The organism is Paenibacillus tyrphae (genome assembly GCF_000722545.1).
Taxonomy (GTDB): domain Bacteria; phylum Bacillota; class Bacilli; order Paenibacillales; family NBRC-103111; genus Paenibacillus_G; species Paenibacillus_G tyrfis.
This window is the reverse complement of record NZ_JNVM01000004.1, coordinates 249,197-268,353: the sequence shown is the minus strand read 5'-3', so window position 1 is coordinate 268,353 and position 19,157 is coordinate 249,197. Positions and strand designations below refer to the sequence as shown.

The window sequence follows — 19,157 nt, the reverse complement described above, 5'->3', positions numbered from 1 at the left end:
AAGCCTGAGCGGCCGTGGCTTTGTCTTCGAAGCCGCATTTTTTGCAAAATGAGCCCGTCCCTCAACGCGGGGCCGCTTTTCAGAAGCCCGGAGCCAAGGTATGATGGAGATAAGAACGAAGCGGGAGACGAAGGACCGGATGAGCTATCAACGAACGCGCTTAAAGCCGACAATTGTGATTGACAACATCATCACGATGTACTATTTCGAATTTGCCAAAAACTATGTATTCCCGGGCGAGCAGCACGATTTCTGGGAATTGGTTTATGTCGACAAGGGCGAGGTCAAGGTAACGGCGGGCACGACACAGCATCGGCTTCGTCAAGGGATGGTCGTGTTTCATGAGCCCGACGAATTTCACAGCTTTTACGCCTGTGAAGGCACCGCGCCGAACATTATCGTTCTGACGTTCGACTGCCGGTCTGAAGCGATGAAGCGGTTTGCGCGGCAAATTGTCTACTTGGAGGATACGGAGCGGAATCTTCTGGCGGAGATCGTCAAGGAGGGAAAGCATGCGTTCGAGTTCCCGTTTCGGTACCCGCTCAAACGGCGGCAAGATGCGCCTGTCGGAAGCGAGCAGCTGATCCAGCTGTATTTGCAGACATTCTTGATCCGCCTTCTGCGCAGGATGGGACATGCGGAGACGAGCAAACCGCTTTCGTTTACGGCAAGGGAAAAGGATAACGAAGCGTTGGCCCGAAGGGTCATCGGTTACTTGGAGGACCATGTGGAAGGAAACGTGTCGCTCGGGGAAATTAGCGAGGCGCTGCATGTGGCCAAAACCCGGCTGAAAGAACAATTCAAGCGGCAGACCGGGCTATCCATCATGTCTTATTACAATCAATTAAAGATCGGCCGGGCCAAATCGCTGATTCGGGAGAAGACGTACAACTTTTCCGAAATTGCCGCGATGCTCGGCTTCAGCGGGCCGCATTATTTTTCCAAAGCGTTCAAAAAATCGGCCGGCATGAGCCCTTCCGAATACGCCCGGTCCGTCCAAGCCCGAAGTCAGACGGATTCGGAATAGCCCCAGCGACGGCTTGAGAAGCAGGTTACGGCCTGCTGGCGGCTTCGCCGGTCATCCATACCGTTTTGTCCGCGGCCGGACGGCGCTTGCCTTCGGATGGCGTCGTCTCCGGAATGCCGACGTACACCAGTCCTACAATCGCATCGGCTTCGCCTAGAGCGAACGCTTGCTTCATCCGCGGATGATAAGCCGGTTCACCGGTCCGCCAGATCGCCCCGAGTCCGAGCGCATGTGCCATGAGCAGCATATTTTGCACGGCGGCGTGCGCTGCGGCAAACTCCTCGATACGGCTGACCCCTTTCGCCGGCGAGGGAGACATGACAACGGCGATCACCACCGGCGCACGGAACGCTTTGGCCGACTGCTTTGCCCGCAGCTCCTCCAGCTCTTGCCCGGACACGCCTGCCACCCCTTCGGCTGCAATATCCGCATACGCGTCAGCCAACGCTTGCCGGCCGCCACCGGTCATCACATAAAAGCGCCATGGCTCGGTCGCATGGTGGCTGGGCGCCCAGTTGCCCGCTTCCAGCAGCTGCTCGATCAGCTCCCGCGAGATGGGGTCGCTCTTGACGCGCCCTACGCTTCTTCGACCGCGAATCGCCTCAGTTAACGACATGTTCGAATTCATCAAATCTGCACCTCCGAAATCATCCTATGAAAGAAGCTACCGCATGGATCATAATATAACGGTCTGCCCGCCGTCAAATCTATCTACAAGGAATCAAAAAACCTTAGTGCGGCTGCGTACCGAACTAAGGCTTGTTTCTTGCTGATTCTGTTATCGTCTGCTGCGAACCTCAAAAATAGCGAACTTCAAATAGTTGCCTTCCTCCACCCCGAGAATGCGGGGATGATCCTTGCCGGCATTGCGGAATTCGACCAGACGCAGCGTTTTACCTGCATCGTAAGCGGCCGCGTGGATCGTTTCAAGGAACAGCTCCGGCTTCATATGGTAGGAGCAGCTCGCCGTCACCAAATATCCGCCTTCGTTCACCAGCTTCATGCCGTGCAGGTTAATATCCTTGTAGCCCCGGCACGCCCCTTCTACTGCGCTCCGCGACTTGGCGAAAGCCGGCGGGTCCAAAATGACCACGTCCCACGTTCTGCCTTTTGCGGCAAGAGGCACCGATGTATCGACCTTCCGGTCGCCCGCTTTTCCCCGCTCCTGCCGCAGATCCAAGCCGCGGGCCTGCTCGCGCAGGTAATCGAACGCGTCGGCGACGACGAACTCTACCCGGTCGCTGAAGCCGTTCAGCTCCACGTTCCGCTTGGCTGTTTCGACGGCATGCTCGGAAATGTCGAGGCACGTTACTTTTTTGGCGCCGAATTGGCACGCATGAAGCGTAAAGCTGCCGGTATGCGAGAAGCATTCCAGCACCGTCGCGCCGTCCCAATAAGGAAACGTCACTTCGCTACCGTTCCGGTTGACCGGCATGCGCTTTACCGTTCCGTCATCCAGCACCCGATCTTGCAGCTCAATGCCGCTCCGCTTGCCCCAGCCCTTCATGAGCGGTTCCAAAGCGGCCCGGTTTTCCCGCTGGTCGAAAAAATAACCGGTCTTCTGCCCCTGCGCAATATCCACTTCCAGAACGATTCCGTTCTCGCGGATCGTAACATGCTGCGGGCATTCGCCGTACAGCACGCCGGTCCGTTGCTCCAGGCCTTCGAGCTGCCGCACAGAGACGTCGCTGCGCTCGTAAATGCCGGCCGGACGCATCACCTCGACCAACGCGGAAACGACCGCCTCCCGCACCTGCTCCATGCCAAGCGTCAAAATCTGTACCACCAGCACGTCCTCAAATTTGTCCACGATCAGTCCCGGCAAGAAATCCGACTCGCCGTAAACGAGCCGATACGACCCGGCGTTCGGCAAAAACCGTTCCCGGTGCTCCTTGCATTCTTGAATCCGGCGGACAAAGTAGGCGTGTGTCATTTCTTCCATCGGTTCGTAGGAAACAATCCGCACGGTCAATTGGGAAGCCGGATTATAATACCCGGTCGCCAAATATTGACCGGCGTGCGTATGTACGGATACGAGCCCTCCAGGCGGCACTTCGCCCTCCACGCGCTCGATTTCCGAGCGGTACACCCATGGGTGACCTTCTTCCAATCGTTTTTTTCTTTTTTTCTGCAATACAACGACAGCCATGGCCGAAGTCCTCCCAATGTTTAGTACGACGAGGTGCCGCTGAGCCCCCGTTTCAGGTCAAATCCGGTCATTGTCCGTTCACTTCATAGCCCAGCGCATTCAGCGCCTTTTGAAGAACGGAATCGTTGTTCCCGTATCCGGAATGCTTCTGCTGATGCCATGCCTCAAGCGGATGAAGCCATTCGACGCCGCGGATTTCCTCGACCTGCGCCTGCAGAGTGCCTCCGGTCGCTTCCACCAGAAAATAGTGGACCTCTTTGTCGATGACTCCGCCGTTCATGGCGAATTGGTACGTGATCGTCTCCAGCGGATGCACAATGGTTCCCGTAATTCCCGTTTCTTCGAGAATTTCGCGCAGCGCCGTTTGCTCTATCGTTTCCCCGGCTTCCATCTTGCCTTTCGGCAGCGTAATTTTGCCGTACCGGTCCTGGATCATTTGCACCTGCACGTCGTTTCCGATCTTGCGAAACACCACGCCACCTGCCGAAATTTCCTTCATCGACATCACCCTTTCCTATTGGAAATCGAAAGGACTTCACCCGGCGGGACGCAAGCGGTCCTGCCGGCGGCTCGAATCATGGATGCCGCAGGAAAGACGCGCTGCCTATCGTCGAATGAAATCCTTCGTTTTTCAGCTTATACGATCGCTTTAGCCGCTTGTCCCGGAATCGTCTCGGCCGAACCGCCCGTGCCTGTCGCTCTGGACGGCGGGTGAACGGCTCCCGCTTCGGGGGCACGGACAAGCTGGCCGCGGCACTCGTTGACTCCGGCTTCGGTGACCTTCACCCGGCATACTTGGCCGATCCAGTCCTCGCTGCCTTCGAACACGAGCTGCAGGTAGTTGTCCGAATAGCCCATGAGCAAGCCGCTTCCCGGCTGACCCTTATAGTCCCGCTCCGGAATGATCTCCAGCACTTGCCCGACAAACGTCTCCGCGTAGCTGAGCTGCATCCTTTCGGACAAATCGATCAGTTCGTGTACGCGGGCGTTTTTAATTTCCTCGTCAATCTGATCCTCCATCCGTGCGGCCGGCGTACCGGTCCGTTTGGAATACGGGAATACGTGCATTTCCGAAAATTTCATCTGCTCCATAAACTGGTAGCCGCGGCGGAACATCTCATCCGTCTCCCCCGGGAAACCGACGATAACGTCCGTCGTAATCGCGACGCCCGGCATAATCCGATGGATGTGCTCGATTTTGCGGGCAAATTGCTCCGTCGTATATTTCCGGCGCATCCGCTTGAGCACTTCGTCGTCTCCGGCTTGCAGCGGAATGTGCAGATGACGGCACATTTTGTCCGAGGCTTGCAGCACCTCAAGCACTTCGTCCGTAATTTGGCTCGCCTCGATCGAGCTGATGCGAATCCGCTTCAGGCCGTCGACCTTGTCCAGATCCCACAGCAGCTTGGCGAGGCTGTAATCCTCCATATCCTCCCCGTAGCCGCCGGTATGAATCCCTGTCAGCACGATCTCCTGATAACCTGCGTCGACGAGCATACGGGCTTGATTCAGCACGCTTTGCGGCTCGCGGCTGCGCATGAGGCCGCGCGACCACGGAATAATGCAGAAGGTGCAGAAGTTATTGCAGCCCTCCTGAATTTTCAGGAAAGCACGCGTACGATCCGAAAAGTCCGGCACGTCCAGCTCTTCGAACGCGCGTGTTTTCATAATATTGCGCACGGCGTTGATCGGCTGACGCTCCTGCTCCAGCTGTTTCACGTAAGGCATGATTTTGTCCCGGTCCTGCGTTCCGATGACCAGATCGACGCCCGGAATCGCCATGATTTCGGCCGGCGACGTTTGCGCGTAGCAGCCGGTCACCGCGACGATCGCTTCCGGGTTTCTGCGAATGGCGCGCCGAATCATCTGGCGGCTTTTTTTATCCCCCGTATTGGTCACCGTACAGGTATTGACGACATAGACATCGGCCGTCGATTCGAAATCAACCTGCTCGTAGCCTTCCTGTTTAAACAGCTGCCAGATCGCTTCCGTATCGTAGAAGTTGACTTTGCATCCGAGCGTATGAAAAGCGACGGTTGCCATTTATTGTTCTCCCCCCATCTCTCCGGATTCGTATAAAATGCATGTGAGTCCGACCATGGCGGCCGTCTCCGTTCGTAAAATTCGTTTGCCCAAGCCGACCGCAACGCAGCCGACCGCCTCCGCCTCCGAAACTTCCCGCTCGCTGAACCCGCCCTCGGGTCCGACGATCAGCATCAGCTTGACGCGGCTTCCGCCGGTCCGGTCGCTTCCTTTGGTCACTGCTTCTCGTATCGCCCGGCGAAGCTGCTGCGCGTCCTGCTTCTCATAGCAGATCCAGGCGGCATCCGCCTCCGAAGCCGTCCGCAGCAGCTCTTTCCAGGAAAGCACGGAATCGACCGCGGGAACGCGGTTGCGGTGCGCCTGCTCGGCTGCTTCTTTGGCGATTTTCTGCCAGCGTTCGAGCCGCTTGCCTTCCTTTTTGCCGTCCAATTGAACGACCGTACGCTCCGAAACGAACGGCAAAAAACGGACGGCGCCGATTTCCGTCCCTTTCTGGATGACAAGCTCCATCTTGTCCCCTTTGGGCAGGCTTTGAGCGATCCATACGTCAACCGCCGCTTCGTTCTCCATCGGCAGACGGTCCACAATATCCGCCGTCACCTGCCGGTCCTCCAACGAACGAATGCGCACAAGCGCCTCCCGGCTCACGCCGTCGCTCACTATACACGTATCTCCCGGCTTCGCCCGCATCACGCGAATCAAATGATGCGCATCGTCCCCGGTTATCGTAACCACAGCATCCGCAAATTCGTTCGGATGAATGAAATATCGCTGCATTCCGTATCCTTCGCTTCCACAAAAATAGGTTGACCGCTTATACGAGACGTAGAAACGGTCATCCTCCATCATACACTTTTTTCACTCTAAACGCCAGTTTCCGAAGAAAATTAACCAATTTTACCGGAAACGATCACATCCGGATGCCTACCCCGAACATCAGCTTCGCCACGGAATCGAACGCTGCAAAAATCGGTCCTTGCAGGGCAAAGATCGGCCCGAGCGTAATCTGCCGGATCGGCGGGATGAAGAACATCAGCAAAATCGCGTAAAACAGCCACTGCTCGTAAGGCTTGATCTTCATCATGATTCTGCGCGGCAGCAGATCCTCCACAATGCGGTAGCCGTCCAGCGGAGGGAATGGAATCAAGTTGAGTATGAACAAGAAAATATTCATCAGGACCATCCGGGTGAAAAACAGCTGAATCGCCAGGCTTACCCCTTGCGACGTTCCGGTTAACACGCCCATACGGATCAGGGCATAGAACAGGATCAAGCTAACGAAAGCAAGCACCAAGTTGCTGAGCGGCCCGGCCAACGATACGATGATCCCCATCAGCCGGGGCTTTTTGAAATGGCTGCGGTTGACCAGAACCGGCTTCGCCCACCCGATGCCGACGATCAGAAAAAAGATCATCCCCAGCAGATCGAGGTGTACGCGCGGATTCAGCGTAAGCCGCCCCATCGACCGCGGCGTCGGATCGCCGAACCGGTCGGCAAAATAAGCGTGCGCGAATTCGTGCACGGTAAAGCTGATCAACAGCACAAGGAAAACAAACGGCATTTCCTCCAGCGGGTAGGCGAAAAAATTCCAGCTCATCTCGGCTCACCTACGGCTTTCTGGCAACAAGCACAACCCAATCCTGCTCCTCGGTTTGCTCGATCAACTCGAAACCGGCCGCGGTCAGCGCTTCTTCTACCGCTTGCTGCTTGCTCTTGATAACGCCGGATACGATATAGCGTCCACCCGGCTCCAGCACTTCGTACACGTCTTGTACGAACAGCAGTATAATTTCGGCCAAAATGTTCGCTACAACGACCTGTACGGGCAGCTTGACGCCGAGCGCGCCGCTTCCGGCCGCTTCCGCTTTATGCTCGTTCAGCACCTGCAGCAGGTCGCTCAGCTTCACCGTGATCTGCTGATCCAGCCCGTTCAGATGCACGTTCTCCGTGGCACTGGACACGGCCACCGGATCAAGGTCAAGCGCCAGCACATGCTTCGCGCCCAGCTTGGCAGCCGCAATGGCCAAAATACCTGAGCCCGTGCCGACGTCGATCACGTCTTCGCCGCCTTGCACGAACTTCTCCAGAGTACGCAAGCAAAGCGACGTCGTCGCATGCGTGCCCGTGCCGAAGGCCATTCCGGGGTCCAGCTCCAGAATCAGCTCGTCCGCTTCCGGCGTATACTCCTCCCAAGTCGGCTTAATCGTTAGCCGGTCCGTCACGCGCAGCGGCTTGAAGTACTGCTTCCACGCGTTCGCCCAATCCTCGTCGTCCACATCCTTCAACTCGTAGGCGGGATTGCCGGTATCAATATCGTATTCTGCAAGCTGATCGACGGATCGCTTCAGCTCCTCCAGAATCGCATCCATGTCGGTTCCTTCGGCGAAGTAGCCTTTGATGACGGCCCGGCCTTCCGGAATATCGTTCAGCGGCAGCTCATACCATTGTCCGAGCGACGTATCCCTCTTCTTGTTGAGCGTCCCGGACTCCTCGATCGACACCCCGCCTGCCCCAAACTCGTGTATAAAATTCGAAATCATCTCGATTGCTTCTTCTGTCGTATGTACCGTTAATTCATGCCAACGCACCGGGTATTCCCTCCCATATTTTGCTTATGCAAGCACACGTAAATCTTAGTATACAACAATTACGGGCGCGGGTAAAACGGCGCTGCCGCATGCGAAAAACGGTTCCCCGCATGTCGGACATGCAAAGAACCGTTATCACCGGTAGCGAATGCCGGCTTTGCCGGGTTTTAGATGTTGCCGCCCGCCTCGCGGATGACCCGCATCGCTTGGTCGTAGGTCACTTCATCCAGGACGACCGTCAGCAGAATGTCCCGGCGCGTCATATCCTCCGGGTCCGGCGCCAGCAGCTCTCTGCTGCCGTCGGCCATGCCGCTGGCATCCACATCGACGGCGGTCAATATCCGCGCATCCTGACTCATACCGGACCCGCCGAGCGTTAAATAGGCCAATCCCGGAAAATCGCTATTGCTTAAAGGATTGAACGTTTCCTCCACGCCATGCCCCGGATACTCCCCGAATTGATCGATTTGAATATCGGCGGCACGCAAGGCTTTCAGCTTCGGCACGCAGCTCTCCGCTTGCTGCCTGGACTGGAAATAAGCCAAGATGCTTTTTTCAGCCATGAGAATTACCCCGCTTCCCTACGCTTGCCCTTGCTGTCTCTCATCGGCATCCGCCGCACGCTCGCGCGCTGCGACGTCCGCTTGGTCTGCCAATTCGGAAGTAAATTCAACGTCTTCGTTTGTGGCGATGGGAAGCTGCCGATTCGCTTGATTGGCCTGACGTTCATTTTCGCTCATGTCAGTTTCCTCCTTCACGTAGTCTATACAGTTAGATAACCACCTCCTGTATTGTCCGCCAATCTTAAGGAAAATATGCAAAAAAGCACCGCAGCGAAAAATCGCCGCCGTGCTTTCGTAAGCCACTTGATCTGCTTAATCACCTAAAAAGGCTTTTTTCATCCGCTCGAAAATCGATTGATTTTGCTCGTGCGTATGCTCGCCGCTGAGCCGTGCGAATTCGCGCAGCAGCTCCCGCTGCTCGTCATTCATGTTGGTCGGCGTCACGACGACCACCTTCACGTGCTGGTCGCCTTGCCCGTACCCGCGAAGCCGCGGAACGCCTTTGCCTTTCAGGCGGAAATACGTATCCGTCTGTGTACCGGCCGGAATTTTCAGCTTCACCTTCTCGGTCAGCGTCGGAATTTCGATTTCGTCCCCAAGCGCCGCTTGCGCGAACGTCAGAGGTACTTCGCAATAAATGTCGTCGCCTTCCCGCTCGAAAAATTCATGCGATTTCACGCGAATCACGACGTACAGGTCTCCCGGAGGACCTCCCCGCGTCCCGGCTTCGCCTTCTCCCGTCACGCGAAGCTGCGCCCCGTCATCGACGCCTGCCGGAATGTTCAGGCTGATCGTGCGCTGCTTCTTGACTTTCCCCGAGCCATGGCACGTTCCGCATTTGTCTTTGACAATTCTTCCCTGTCCTTGACAAGCGGAGCATACCCGGCGGTTGACGATTCGCCCGAAGGCCGTATTTTGCACGACCTCCTGCTGCCCGGACCCGTGACAGACGCCGCACGTTTCAGGCTTCGTTCCCGGCTTCGCGCCGCTGCCTTGACACGTATCGCACGTTTCCGTACGAGGAATGTGGATGTCGGTCTTTTTGCCGAATACCGCTTCCTTGAATTCAATGGTCAGCGTATATTGCAGGTCGCCGCCCCGCTGCGGCGCGTTCGGATTGCGCCGCTGGCCGCCGCCGAAGAACATGTCGAAGATATCGCCAAAGCCGCCGAAGTCCGCGCCGTTAAAGCCGCCGCCCATGCCCTGATTCGGGTCGACATGGCCGAAGCGGTCGTACTGCGCTTTCTTCTGATCGTCGCTCAGTACGTCGTACGCTTCCTTCGCTTCTTTGAACTTGGACTCGGCATCGTCCGCCTTGTTCACGTCCGGGTGGTATTGGCGAGCGAGACTGCGGTAAGCTTTCTTGATATCCTCTTGGGAAGCGTCCTTACCTACTCCAAGCACTTCATAGTAATCGCGTTTACTCATCGTTCCACTCCCACTCCCCGGGCGACAAACGGAAAGTCAAAGCCGAATGCCGGCTTTGACTTCCTGCTAACCGCAAGGGTTATTACTTCTTGTTCTCGTCGACCACTTCGTAATCCGCGTCTACCACGTTGTCTTTGCCTTTGGCTGCGCCTTGCGAGCCTTCGGCGTCTGCGCCGCCGGCCGCTTGAGCCTGCTGCGCCGCTTGCTCATACAGCTTCGTGGAAAGCTGCTGAACGACTTGCGTCAGCTCCTCGGTGGCTGCTTTGATCTCGTCAAGGTTGTCACCTTCAAGCGCTTTTTTCACTTTGTCTTTCGCCGCATTCGCTTTGTCGATTTCAGCCTGGTCGACTTTGTCGCCCAGATCTTTAATCGTTTTGTCGACGGAATAGACGAGCTGATCCGCCTGATTGCGGGCTTCAACAAGATCCTTGCGCTTACGGTCTTCGTCGGCATGCGATTCCGCGTCTTTCATCATGCGGTCGATTTCCTCGTCGGACAGACCGCTGGAAGAGGTAATCGTAATTTTTTGGCTTTTGCCGGTGCCTTTATCCAGTGCGCTTACGTTGACGATACCGTTGGCATCGATGTCGAACGTAACTTCGATTTGCGGCACACCGCGCGGCGCGAGCGGAATATCACCCAGGATGAAGCGGCCCAGCGTTTTGTTATCGGCTGCCATCGAGCGCTCCCCTTGCAGAACGTGGATTTCCACGCTCGGCTGGCTGTCCGCGTAAGTGGAGAACACCTGCGATTTCGTTGTCGGAATCGTCGTGTTGCGGTCGATCATTTTCGTAAATACGCCACCTGCGGTTTCGATCCCCAGGGACAGCGGAGTCACGTCGAGCAATACGACGTCTTTAACGTCGCCAGTGAGTACGCCCGCTTGAACGGCAGCGCCGAGCGCGACGACTTCGTCCGGGTTAACACCTTTGTGCGGCTCTTTGCCCGTCAGGCGTTTAACGGCTTCTTGAACGGCCGGAATCCGCGTGGAACCGCCGACCAATACGATTTTGTCGATTTGGTTCGCGCTAAGGCCCGCATCGCTCAGAGCTTGACGGGTCGGTCCCATCGTTCTTTCCACCAGCTCGGCGGAAAGCTCTTCGAATTTGGCGCGGGTCAGGTTCATCTCCAAGTGCTGCGGCACGCCGTCCACAACCGTAATAAACGGAAGGGAGATCGTCGATGTCAGAACGCCGGAAAGCTCTTTTTTCGCTTTTTCGGCCGCGTCTTTCAGACGTTGAACCGCCGCTTTGTCTTTGCTCAAATCGATGCCTTGCTCTTTTTTGAACTCGGCCACGAGGTGGTCGATGACGACTTGGTCGAAATCGTCGCCGCCCAGACGGTTGTCTCCACTGGTCGCTTTAACTTCGAAGAAGCCGTCGCCAAGCTCCAGAATGGAGACGTCGAACGTACCGCCGCCAAGGTCGTATACGAGAATCGTTTGGTCTTCGCTTTTCTCCAGCCCGTAAGCGAGAGCGGCTGCCGTCGGCTCGTTGACGATCCGCAGCACTTCAAGGCCCGCAATTTTACCTGCGTCCTTCGTCGCTTGACGTTGGCTGTCGTTGAAATAGGCCGGCACGGTAATAACGGCTTGCGTGACCGTCTGGCCGAGGTAAGCTTCCGCATCGGCTTTCAGCTTTTGCAGAATGATCGCCGAAATTTCTTGCGGCGTGTACTCTTTGCCGTCGATGACTTCTTTGTGGTTCGTCCCCATATGACGCTTGATGGAGATGATCGTACGGTCAGGGTTCGTAATGGCTTGGCGTTTCGCCGTTTCGCCGACGACGCGCTCGCCGTCTTTCTTGAAGCCTACGACGGAAGGAGTCGTACGGTTGCCTTCCGGGTTCGGGATAACGACGGCCTCGCCGCCCTCCATGACGGCTACGCAGGAGTTGGTCGTCCCAAGGTCGATACCGATTACTTTACTCATGAGGGTTAGCCTCCTTAATTTCGCTGTGCATTGTATGGGTATACGCTTATCGCGTTCATAATTTATGCTTTATGAGCTCACTTTGACCATGGCAGGTCGGATGACTTTGTCTTTCAGCAGGTAGCCCTTTTGCACTTCTTCCACGACGATGCCTTCCTCGTACTCCTCGGATTCCACCTGCATGATGGCTTGATGGTACTCGGGATTGAAAGGTTGACCGACCGCCTCCATCTTTTGCAAGCCTTCGCTCGTCAGCACTTGCTCCATCTGGCGGAAAATCATATCGATCCCTTTCGCCAAGGCTTCGTAATCGTTGCTGCCTTTGCTGGCGGCAAGCGCCCGGTCGAAGTTGTCGACTACCGGAAGCAGCTGCTCGATCAGCTTGAACGAAGCGTATTTGGCGAATTCTTCTTTTTCCTTTTGTGTGCGGCGTCTGAAGTTGTCAAAATCGGCTTGCGCCCTCAAAAAACGCTGGTGATTTTCCTCCGCTTGTTTTTTGAGTTCTTCCACTTCCGGATGGACTGCCTCCTGAGCCTCCGATTGGCCGGTTGCCTGTTCCGTGTCGGCAGCGCCTTCGGCCGATGCTCCGGCGCCATATGTAGCTCCGGCTTCTTGCTCGTTGGTTTCAACGTCCGTCTCCGGGCGTCCGTTTGCTTGCTCTTTTTGTTCCGCGTTCAATTGTGTCACCTCCTTAACCGAATCAGCCGTCCGGCTCTCTATCTTTACTTATTGTAACCATCCCTTGCAGCCGGGAAACGCCCGGCATGCTTGAGCCCTACTCTTCCGTGCGCGGGCGCATCTTAATGACCGTGTGGATGCGAAGCACCGCGCATGCCACCTCGCCGGCAGCCTGCAGCGCGTGCAGCTTCACCTCCGCCGGGTCGACGACGCCGGCGGTCGTCATATCCGCGACGCTTCCGGTATCGCAATCGATGCCGAGCGCATCGTTACCGGAAGCGATCTGCGCCGCCTTCACCTCTTCGACCTTCTCGAGAGGGTTGTAACCCGCGTTCACGACGATTTGGGCCAGCGGCTTGCGCAGTGCCTGCGCGACGGCGGCAATGCCGAAGCCTTCCATGCCCTGCACCGTCTCGCGGTGCCGGTCAAGCTCGTGGGCGACGGCCATTTCAGCCGCCCCGCCGCCGGGCAAGCAGCCGCCGCGCAGCGCGGCCTGCACGCTTGAGGCGGCGTCGCGGGCGATGCGCAGCCGCTCGCCGACCACCTCGCTCGTGCTGGCGCCCACGACGATGGATACTTGCGTGCGGCCTTTGCCTTCGGCCATCCGCACGCTCTCCAGCCGCTCGTCGTAAGCGACGTGCCCGGCGAACCCGAGATAGCCCGCCAGCTCCGAGGCGGGCTTGCGCAGTCCGCTGCGGCGAATCGGCCGCGCGCCGGTATATTCCGCGACGCGGCGCAGCTCCGCGCGCGGCAGACGCTGCAGCACCATGATCCCATGGTCGGTGCAGAACTGCTCCGCCTCGGGATCGACGCCTCGCTCCGAGGCCACGAAGCCGACGCGCAGCTCGACGAGCTTCTCCAAGAGGGCGCGGAACTGCTCTCGCAGCTGCGTCTGCTTGTGGAAGCCGGCATCGGTCATGAGCGCTTCCTCATCGACCGTCTCCGGCTCGAACGCATCCTGGAACAGCAGCACCTGCGCCGTATCCGGCGGAAAATCAAGCTGCGCATTGGCCGGCTTTTTGTTAATCAACAGGCCCGGCCATACTTCATTCGCCGCTTTTCCGTGCGACATCACGACGTCGGAGAAGCGGAAGTGCGGCTCCTGCAGCTTCGCCGGGCCAAGACGCTTTGCCCCTTCGACAATCAGCTTGGCGAGGTCGGCGTGCTCCCGCCCCGCAATGTACGCGATCCGGTACAGCAGCGGATCGTTCATCCCTTCCAGCGGGCGCGCCCGGCGGGCCAGCGACTCCAGCCCCGCGGCCACGCCGTCCTGCACCCCGCGGACGACCTTCGCTACCGGTACGCCCCGTGTGACCTGCGCTACGCCTTCGGCGACCAATGCGCCCGCCAGCACGGTGGCCGTCGTCGTACCGTCCCCGACCTGATGCTGCTGGGAACGGGCGACTTGAATGAGCAATCTTGCGGCAGGGTGGGTAACGTCCATCTTTTCCAAAATGGTCACGCCGTCATTCGTAATGACGACTTCCCCCTGCGTCCCGACCAGCATCGTATCGAGCCCCTTCGGTCCGAGGGTCCCTTCCACCGCCGAGCAAATGGCGCGGATCGCATTCGCGTTGTTCCGCAGCGTTGCAAACGCCTCTTCGCCTTCTTGGCCTATCGGCTTCATTTGGCTCATTTGTACCAACGTCCCATCAACTGATTCAAATCTTTGGTCAAATGATCGAGCAGCTTGATGACTTTACCGTAATCCATTCGTGTCGGTCCGAGGATGCCGATCGTCCCGAGCAATTGCCCGTCCAGCGAATACGAAGCGGTGATCAGACTGCAATCGTTCACGGCTTCCAGCTTGTTCTCGCTGCCGATCCGCACCTGTATCCCGTCCGTTTCGCCGGTTCCGTCAAACAGCTGCACCAGCTTCGGTCCTTCGGCGAGCAAGTCCAGAATGCTTTTCACCTTATCGACATCCTTGAACTCGGGCTGCGTCAGCATGTTCGTCGTGCCGCCAAGGAAAATCCGCTCTTCTTCCCCGCGGTCCATGACATGATCCAGCATGAGCAGCAGCTCTTCGTAACCGGAGACGTAGCTGCTCAGCTCCGAGGCGATCTCCGTGTACAGCTTCGACTTGAAATGAAGCAGCGGCACATTCTTGAGCCGGGCGTTGAGCACGTTGACGAACTTCTCGATCTCCGACATCGGAACGCCTTCGGGAATCGTGACGGTCTTGTTCTCCACCTGTCCGGTGTTGGTCACGATAATCGCGACAGCCGTCCGTTCATTAAGCGGAACGATCTGCAAATGCTTCATCGTCGTACCCAGCATCTCCGGTCCCATGACAATGGACGTGTAGTTCGTCAGCTGGGACAAAATTTGCGCCACATGCTGGATGGTACGTTCCATTTCCTGCATTTTTTCGGCAAAAAACTGCTTAAGCATGTCGACATCCTGAACAGGAAGCTGGTTATAATGCATCAGATGATCGACATAATATCGGTAGCCCTTGTGGGAAGGAATCCGGCCGGCCGACGTGTGCGGCTGCTCCAGAAAGCCCATCTCCTCCAGGTCGGACATTTCGTTACGGATGGTGGCGGGGCTGAATCCCACATTGCCGCGCTTGGATATGCTGCGGGAGCCGATCGGCTCTGCAGAACGGATGTAATCATCGACTATGGCGCTTAAAATATGACGCTGACGTTCGGTTAGCACACCAAGTCCCCCCTTGCTTTGGAGGTTTTTCGGGAGAAAAGGGAATTGACTGCGTGAAAGAAACTGCAACCTCCGGCCGCTGCTGAACTCGGGTTCCAATTGAACTTACCTGTCGGTAAGAACCCGAATTCAAAGGCGGCACGTAGACTGAGCGTTTTCCTTTAGGAAAACGACTTCGGAAGCATAGGCCCCGACTGCAGTTCTTTCCTCCGTCAAAAGCTTTTTACCGAAAAACAAATACATTAAAAGAAGTAAACCAAGGCATACCTTGCTCGCCTTGTTTCCCAATTATTCAAACCGCTCTTTCGTTAGCACTCCGTGCTAGTGAGTGCTAAGCTAATACAAAAATAACAGACCCAGAGGGTCTGTGTCAAGTCAGTCGAGCCGTTTCAGGACGGCGATTTCGTCGCAGCAATGCTGCTTTTTACAGTGGACGCAGTCGCGCCATACTTTCTCGGGGAAGATCTCCTTCTCGACAACGGTAAAACCGTTTCTTTCGAAGAACGCCACCTCGTAGGTCAGCGCCATCACTTTCGGGATGCCCTGCTGCTTCGCTTCGTGCAGCAGCGAGTTGACGAGCGCCTTGCCGATGCCTTGACCTTTGTATCCGTCCGAAACGCCGAGCGACCGGATCTCGACCAGATCCTGCCCGAGCCTTGTGAGCGAGCCGCAGCCTACAAGCTGGCCGTCGATCTCCGCTACGACGAACGTATCGAGCTGCACAGACAGCGTCTCCTTGGTACGCGGGAGCATAATTCCTTTTTCAGCATAACCTTGAATAATGTCGTATAAAGTGTCAATGTCCTGCGCGGTCGCTTTTCTGCAGGTCAACGTTGTCGTCATAGCGGTTCCCACCCATCGCCTAGTAGTATCTCATGTAGAAAATGATATGAATAAATATACAACAAGACGTATAAAGGATCAACCTATTTTTGACTATTTTTTACGGCTCCCAAAAATTCGCCGAACACTTCGTTTCCGAGCAGCACGCCCCGCTCCGTCAGCTTGTAGCCCCCGGTGCTCGCCTCCAGCAGTCCGAGGCTGCATTGCCGCTGCAGTACATGCCCGAACACGTCGTCCAGCTCTATGCCGAACTGTTCGTTAAAATCCGCCTTGCGCACGCCGCCGAGCATCCGCAGCCCGACCATCATGAAATCTTCCATCGCTTCATGGATTTCCACCGCGTTCTTCTCCAGCAGCGGCAGCCCGCTGCGCGTCGCGTCGATATAAGGCTGGACGCCTTTTATATTCACATGCCGCTGACCGTGAACGTAGCCGTGAGCCCCGGCGCCTAGGCCGTAATAGCTTTGATTGCGCCAGTACATTGCGTTATGCCGGCTCTCGTATCCGACTCTGGCGAAGTTGCTGATTTCATACTGCCCGTAGCCAGCCGCGCGCAGCCGCTCCATAATCAGCAGAAACATGCCGATTTCCTCATCCTCTTCGGGCAGGGGCAGCTGTCCGCGCTCATAGAGCGTGTGGAACAACGTGTTCTCTTCGACCTTTAAGCTGTAGATCGAGTAGTGCGGCAGGTCCAGCGCGAGCGCTTCTTTCAGTGTCGCTTCCATTACGGCCTTGGTCTGCTTCGGCAGGCCGAACATCAGGTCGATGGACAGATTCGTAAACCCGGCCTTCCGCGCGTTCTCCAAGCTCCGGTACACGTCGTCGGTATTGTGGATGCGCCCGATACCTTCAAGTAGCCCGTTATCAAAAGACTGCACCCCAAAGCTGATCCGGTTGACGCCTCCTTCTTTCATCGCTTGCAGCTTCTCCAGGTCGGTTGTGCCCGGATTCGCCTCCATCGTGAATTCCAGCTGCGGCGACCAGTCCGGGAAATAAGCGCGGACGCGGCGCAAAAACACTTCCATCTGCTCCGGCGTCAACACCGTCGGCGTGCCGCCCCCGACGAAGATCGTCTCGATCTCCCCCGGCGGAACCGCCTGCACCGTCCGTTCCATTTCGCGCTCAAGCGCGTCCAAGTAATCCATCACGGGCTGGCCTTTCAGCACGTAGGAATTGAAATCGCAATAATGGCATTTGTTCGTGCAAAAAGGAATATGAATATACACCGCTTGGGGTGTCTGGGTTCGCTGCAGCATTTAGGTTCCCCCTAATGGCAAAAGCAGGCGTTCGGAACTCCGAAGCACCTGCCTGCTTTTTTTCTTAGTTATCGTCGATCTTCAATACGGCCATGAACGCTTCCTGCGGCACTTCCACGCTGCCGACCTGCTTCATGCGCTTTTTGCCTTCCTTTTGCTTCTCCAGCAGCTTCCGCTTCCGCGAAATGTCGCCGCCGTAGCACTTGGCAAGGACGTTTTTGCGCATCGCCTTCACCGTCTCGCGCGCGATGACCTTCTGGCCGATCGCCGCCTGTACCGGCACCTCGAACATTTGGCGCGGAATGAGCTCCTTCAGCTTCTCGCAAATGATGCGACCGCGGTGGAACGCCCGGTCGCGGTGCACGATGAACGAGAGCGCATCCACCTGCTCCCCGTTCAGCAGAATGTCCATTTTCACCAGATTGGAACTCTTGTAGCCCGACAGTTCGTAATCGAACGAAGCGTAGCCTTTGGTGCTCGATTTCAATTGGTCGAAGAAATCGTAAACGATCTCCGACAGCGGAATATCGTAAGTGAGCGTTACACGAGTCGTGTCGAGATATTCCATATTGATATATTCGCCGCGCTTGGATTGGCACAGCTCCATGATGGCGCCGACATAATCGTTCGGGACGATGACGGACGCCTTGACGTAAGGCTCTTCGACGAAGTCGATTTTGCCCGGCTCCGGGAACAGCGACGGGTTTTCGATATTCAGCACGGTGCCGTTCGTCTGCGTCACGCGGAACACCACGCTCGGCGCGGTCGTAATGAGCGGAATGTTGAATTCGCGCTCGATCCGCTCCTGAATGATCTCCATGTGGAGCAGCCCCAAAAATCCGCAGCGGAAGCCGAACCCGAGCGCCGTGGACGTCTCCGGCTCGAAGCTGAGCGACGCGTCGTTTAGCTGCAGCTTCTCAAGCGCTTCGCGCAGATCGTTGTAATCGCTCGTTTCGATCGGATACAGTCCGCAGAATACCATCGGGTTGATTTTACGGTAACCCGGCAGTGGCTCGAGCGTCGGATTTTTGGCGTCCGTTACCGTATCCCCGACCCGGGTATCGCCGACGTTCTTGACCCCGGCGACGATGAAGCCGACATCCCCGACCTCCAGCGAAGGAACCGAGCCCATACGCGGTTTGAATGCGCCGACCTCGATGACCTCGAACGTTTTGTCCGTCGCCATGAATTTGATTTTCGAGCCCGCTTTGATCGAGCCGTCGATGACGCGGACATACACGATAACGCCCTTGTACGGATCGTAGTGCGAGTCGAAAATGAGCGCCTTGAGCGGGTTGTCCGGATTGCCCGTCGGTGCGGGCACCTTCTGTACGACCTGCTCGAGAATTTCCTTAATGCCGATCCCGGCTTTGGCGGAAGCCAGTACCGCATCGCTGGCATCAAGTCCGATCACGTCCTCGACTTCCTGCTTCACCCGTTCCGGCTCGGCGCTGGGGAGATCGATTTTGTTGATGACCGGCAAAATTTCCAGATTGTTGTCCAAAGCCAAGTAAACGTTGGCAAGCGTCTGCGCTTCAATCCCCTGCGCCGCGTCCACGACGAGCAACGCGCCTTCACAGGCGGCAAGACTGCGGGAAACCTCGTACGTAAAGTCGACGTGTCCCGGGGTATCGATCAAATTCAATATATATTCTTCACCGTCGTCGGCCCGGTAGCTAAGGCGAACCGCCTGCAGCTTAATCGTGATGCCCCGCTCGCGCTCCAGATCCATCTGGTCAAGCACCTGCTCCTGCATTTCACGCGACGTCAGCGCGCCGGTATATTCGAGGATGCGGTCGGCAAGCGTCGATTTCCCGTGGTCGATATGGGCGATGATACAAAAATTTCTTATTTTCTTTTGTCTGGCTTGGATATCCATCGGCAGCTTTACCCTCACTAACCTGCAAATTTACAATACTTCTAATTATAGCAGTTGTGACGGCGGGCAGCAATGGACACCCCTAAACTTCCATGTCCATCCCATTGCC

The 19,157-nt window shown here is 56.7% G+C and carries 18 protein-coding genes; 1 reads left to right on the top strand and 17 read right to left on the bottom strand.

The window, feature by feature from the left end; all coding sequences use genetic code 11:
- Positions 1-100: 100 nt before the first annotated feature.
- Positions 101-1,027 carry a helix-turn-helix domain-containing protein gene (locus tag ET33_RS04640; RefSeq protein WP_235206640.1) on the top strand — a complete coding sequence of 309 codons (927 nt, stop codon included), beginning with the start codon at positions 101-103 and terminating at the stop codon, positions 1,025-1,027.
- Between the two features lie 25 nt (positions 1,028-1,052).
- On the opposite strand, the gene ET33_RS04635 is transcribed toward ET33_RS04640, so the two are convergent.
- The 17 genes from ET33_RS04635 to lepA all read right to left on the bottom strand — a co-directional run bounded on the left by ET33_RS04635 (position 1,053) and on the right by lepA (position 19,048).
- The gene (locus ET33_RS04635; protein WP_036677119.1) at positions 1,053-1,655 is read right to left on the bottom strand and encodes a nitroreductase family protein; all 603 of its coding nucleotides are present in this window, start codon (positions 1,653-1,655) and stop codon (positions 1,053-1,055) included.
- A 150-nt stretch (positions 1,656-1,805) separates the two neighbouring features.
- A complete protein-coding gene (locus tag ET33_RS04630) occupies positions 1,806-3,176 on the bottom strand; it encodes a class I SAM-dependent rRNA methyltransferase (protein WP_036677116.1) in 1,371 nt (456 codons plus the stop codon).
- A 67-nt stretch (positions 3,177-3,243) separates the two neighbouring features.
- On the bottom strand, positions 3,244-3,675 hold the full coding sequence (locus ET33_RS04625) for an NUDIX hydrolase (protein ID WP_036677759.1): 432 nt from the start codon (positions 3,673-3,675) through the stop codon (positions 3,244-3,246).
- Between the two features lie 137 nt (positions 3,676-3,812).
- A complete protein-coding gene (gene mtaB / locus ET33_RS04620) occupies positions 3,813-5,219 on the bottom strand; it encodes a tRNA (N(6)-L-threonylcarbamoyladenosine(37)-C(2))-methylthiotransferase MtaB (protein ID WP_036677113.1) in 1,407 nt (468 codons plus the stop codon).
- Positions 5,220-5,996, bottom strand: a complete 777-nt coding sequence (locus tag ET33_RS04615) for a 16S rRNA (uracil(1498)-N(3))-methyltransferase (RefSeq protein ID WP_036677111.1) — start codon at positions 5,994-5,996, stop codon at positions 5,220-5,222.
- Between the two features lie 133 nt (positions 5,997-6,129).
- The gene (locus ET33_RS04610; protein ID WP_036677109.1) at positions 6,130-6,816 is read right to left on the bottom strand and encodes a site-2 protease family protein; all 687 of its coding nucleotides are present in this window, start codon (positions 6,814-6,816) and stop codon (positions 6,130-6,132) included.
- 10 nt (positions 6,817-6,826) lie between these two features.
- Positions 6,827-7,807: a 50S ribosomal protein L11 methyltransferase gene (prmA, locus tag ET33_RS04605; protein WP_036677106.1), complete on the bottom strand. Its 981-nt coding sequence runs from the start codon at positions 7,805-7,807 to the stop codon at positions 6,827-6,829.
- A gap of 167 nt (positions 7,808-7,974) precedes the next feature.
- A complete protein-coding gene (locus ET33_RS04600; RefSeq protein WP_036677103.1) occupies positions 7,975-8,370 on the bottom strand; it encodes a hypothetical protein in 396 nt (131 codons plus the stop codon).
- A gap of 18 nt (positions 8,371-8,388) precedes the next feature.
- Positions 8,389-8,547: a YfhD family protein gene (locus ET33_RS37220; protein ID WP_010495626.1), complete on the bottom strand. Its 159-nt coding sequence runs from the start codon at positions 8,545-8,547 to the stop codon at positions 8,389-8,391.
- A gap of 135 nt (positions 8,548-8,682) precedes the next feature.
- Positions 8,683-9,798 carry a molecular chaperone DnaJ gene (dnaJ, locus tag ET33_RS04595; protein ID WP_036677101.1) on the bottom strand — a complete coding sequence of 372 codons (1,116 nt, stop codon included), beginning with the start codon at positions 9,796-9,798 and terminating at the stop codon, positions 8,683-8,685.
- Positions 9,799-9,880: 82 nt separating this feature from the next.
- Positions 9,881-11,728, bottom strand: a complete 1,848-nt coding sequence (gene dnaK / locus ET33_RS04590; protein WP_036677099.1) for a molecular chaperone DnaK — start codon at positions 11,726-11,728, stop codon at positions 9,881-9,883.
- Positions 11,729-11,797: 69 nt separating this feature from the next.
- Positions 11,798-12,406: a nucleotide exchange factor GrpE gene (gene grpE, locus ET33_RS04585; protein WP_036677097.1), complete on the bottom strand. Its 609-nt coding sequence runs from the start codon at positions 12,404-12,406 to the stop codon at positions 11,798-11,800.
- Positions 12,407-12,503: 97 nt separating this feature from the next.
- Positions 12,504-14,042, bottom strand: a complete 1,539-nt coding sequence (locus tag ET33_RS04580) for a TCP-1/cpn60 chaperonin family protein (protein WP_036677094.1) — start codon at positions 14,040-14,042, stop codon at positions 12,504-12,506.
- Positions 14,039-15,070, bottom strand: coding sequence for a heat-inducible transcriptional repressor HrcA (gene hrcA / locus ET33_RS04575; protein ID WP_036677092.1), 1,032 nt, complete (start codon positions 15,068-15,070; stop codon positions 14,039-14,041). The genes ET33_RS04580 and hrcA overlap by 4 nt, the downstream gene beginning before the upstream one ends.
- A 375-nt stretch (positions 15,071-15,445) precedes the next feature.
- Entirely contained in the window at positions 15,446-15,913 is a 468-nt protein-coding gene (locus tag ET33_RS04570) for an N-acetyltransferase (RefSeq protein ID WP_036677089.1), read from the bottom strand.
- A gap of 83 nt (positions 15,914-15,996) precedes the next feature.
- On the bottom strand, positions 15,997-17,169 hold the full coding sequence (hemW, locus tag ET33_RS04565; RefSeq protein ID WP_036677087.1) for a radical SAM family heme chaperone HemW: 1,173 nt from the start codon (positions 17,167-17,169) through the stop codon (positions 15,997-15,999).
- Between the two features lie 64 nt (positions 17,170-17,233).
- A complete protein-coding gene (gene lepA, locus ET33_RS04560) occupies positions 17,234-19,048 on the bottom strand; it encodes a translation elongation factor 4 (protein ID WP_036677085.1) in 1,815 nt (604 codons plus the stop codon).
- Positions 19,049-19,157 lie beyond the last annotated feature (109 nt).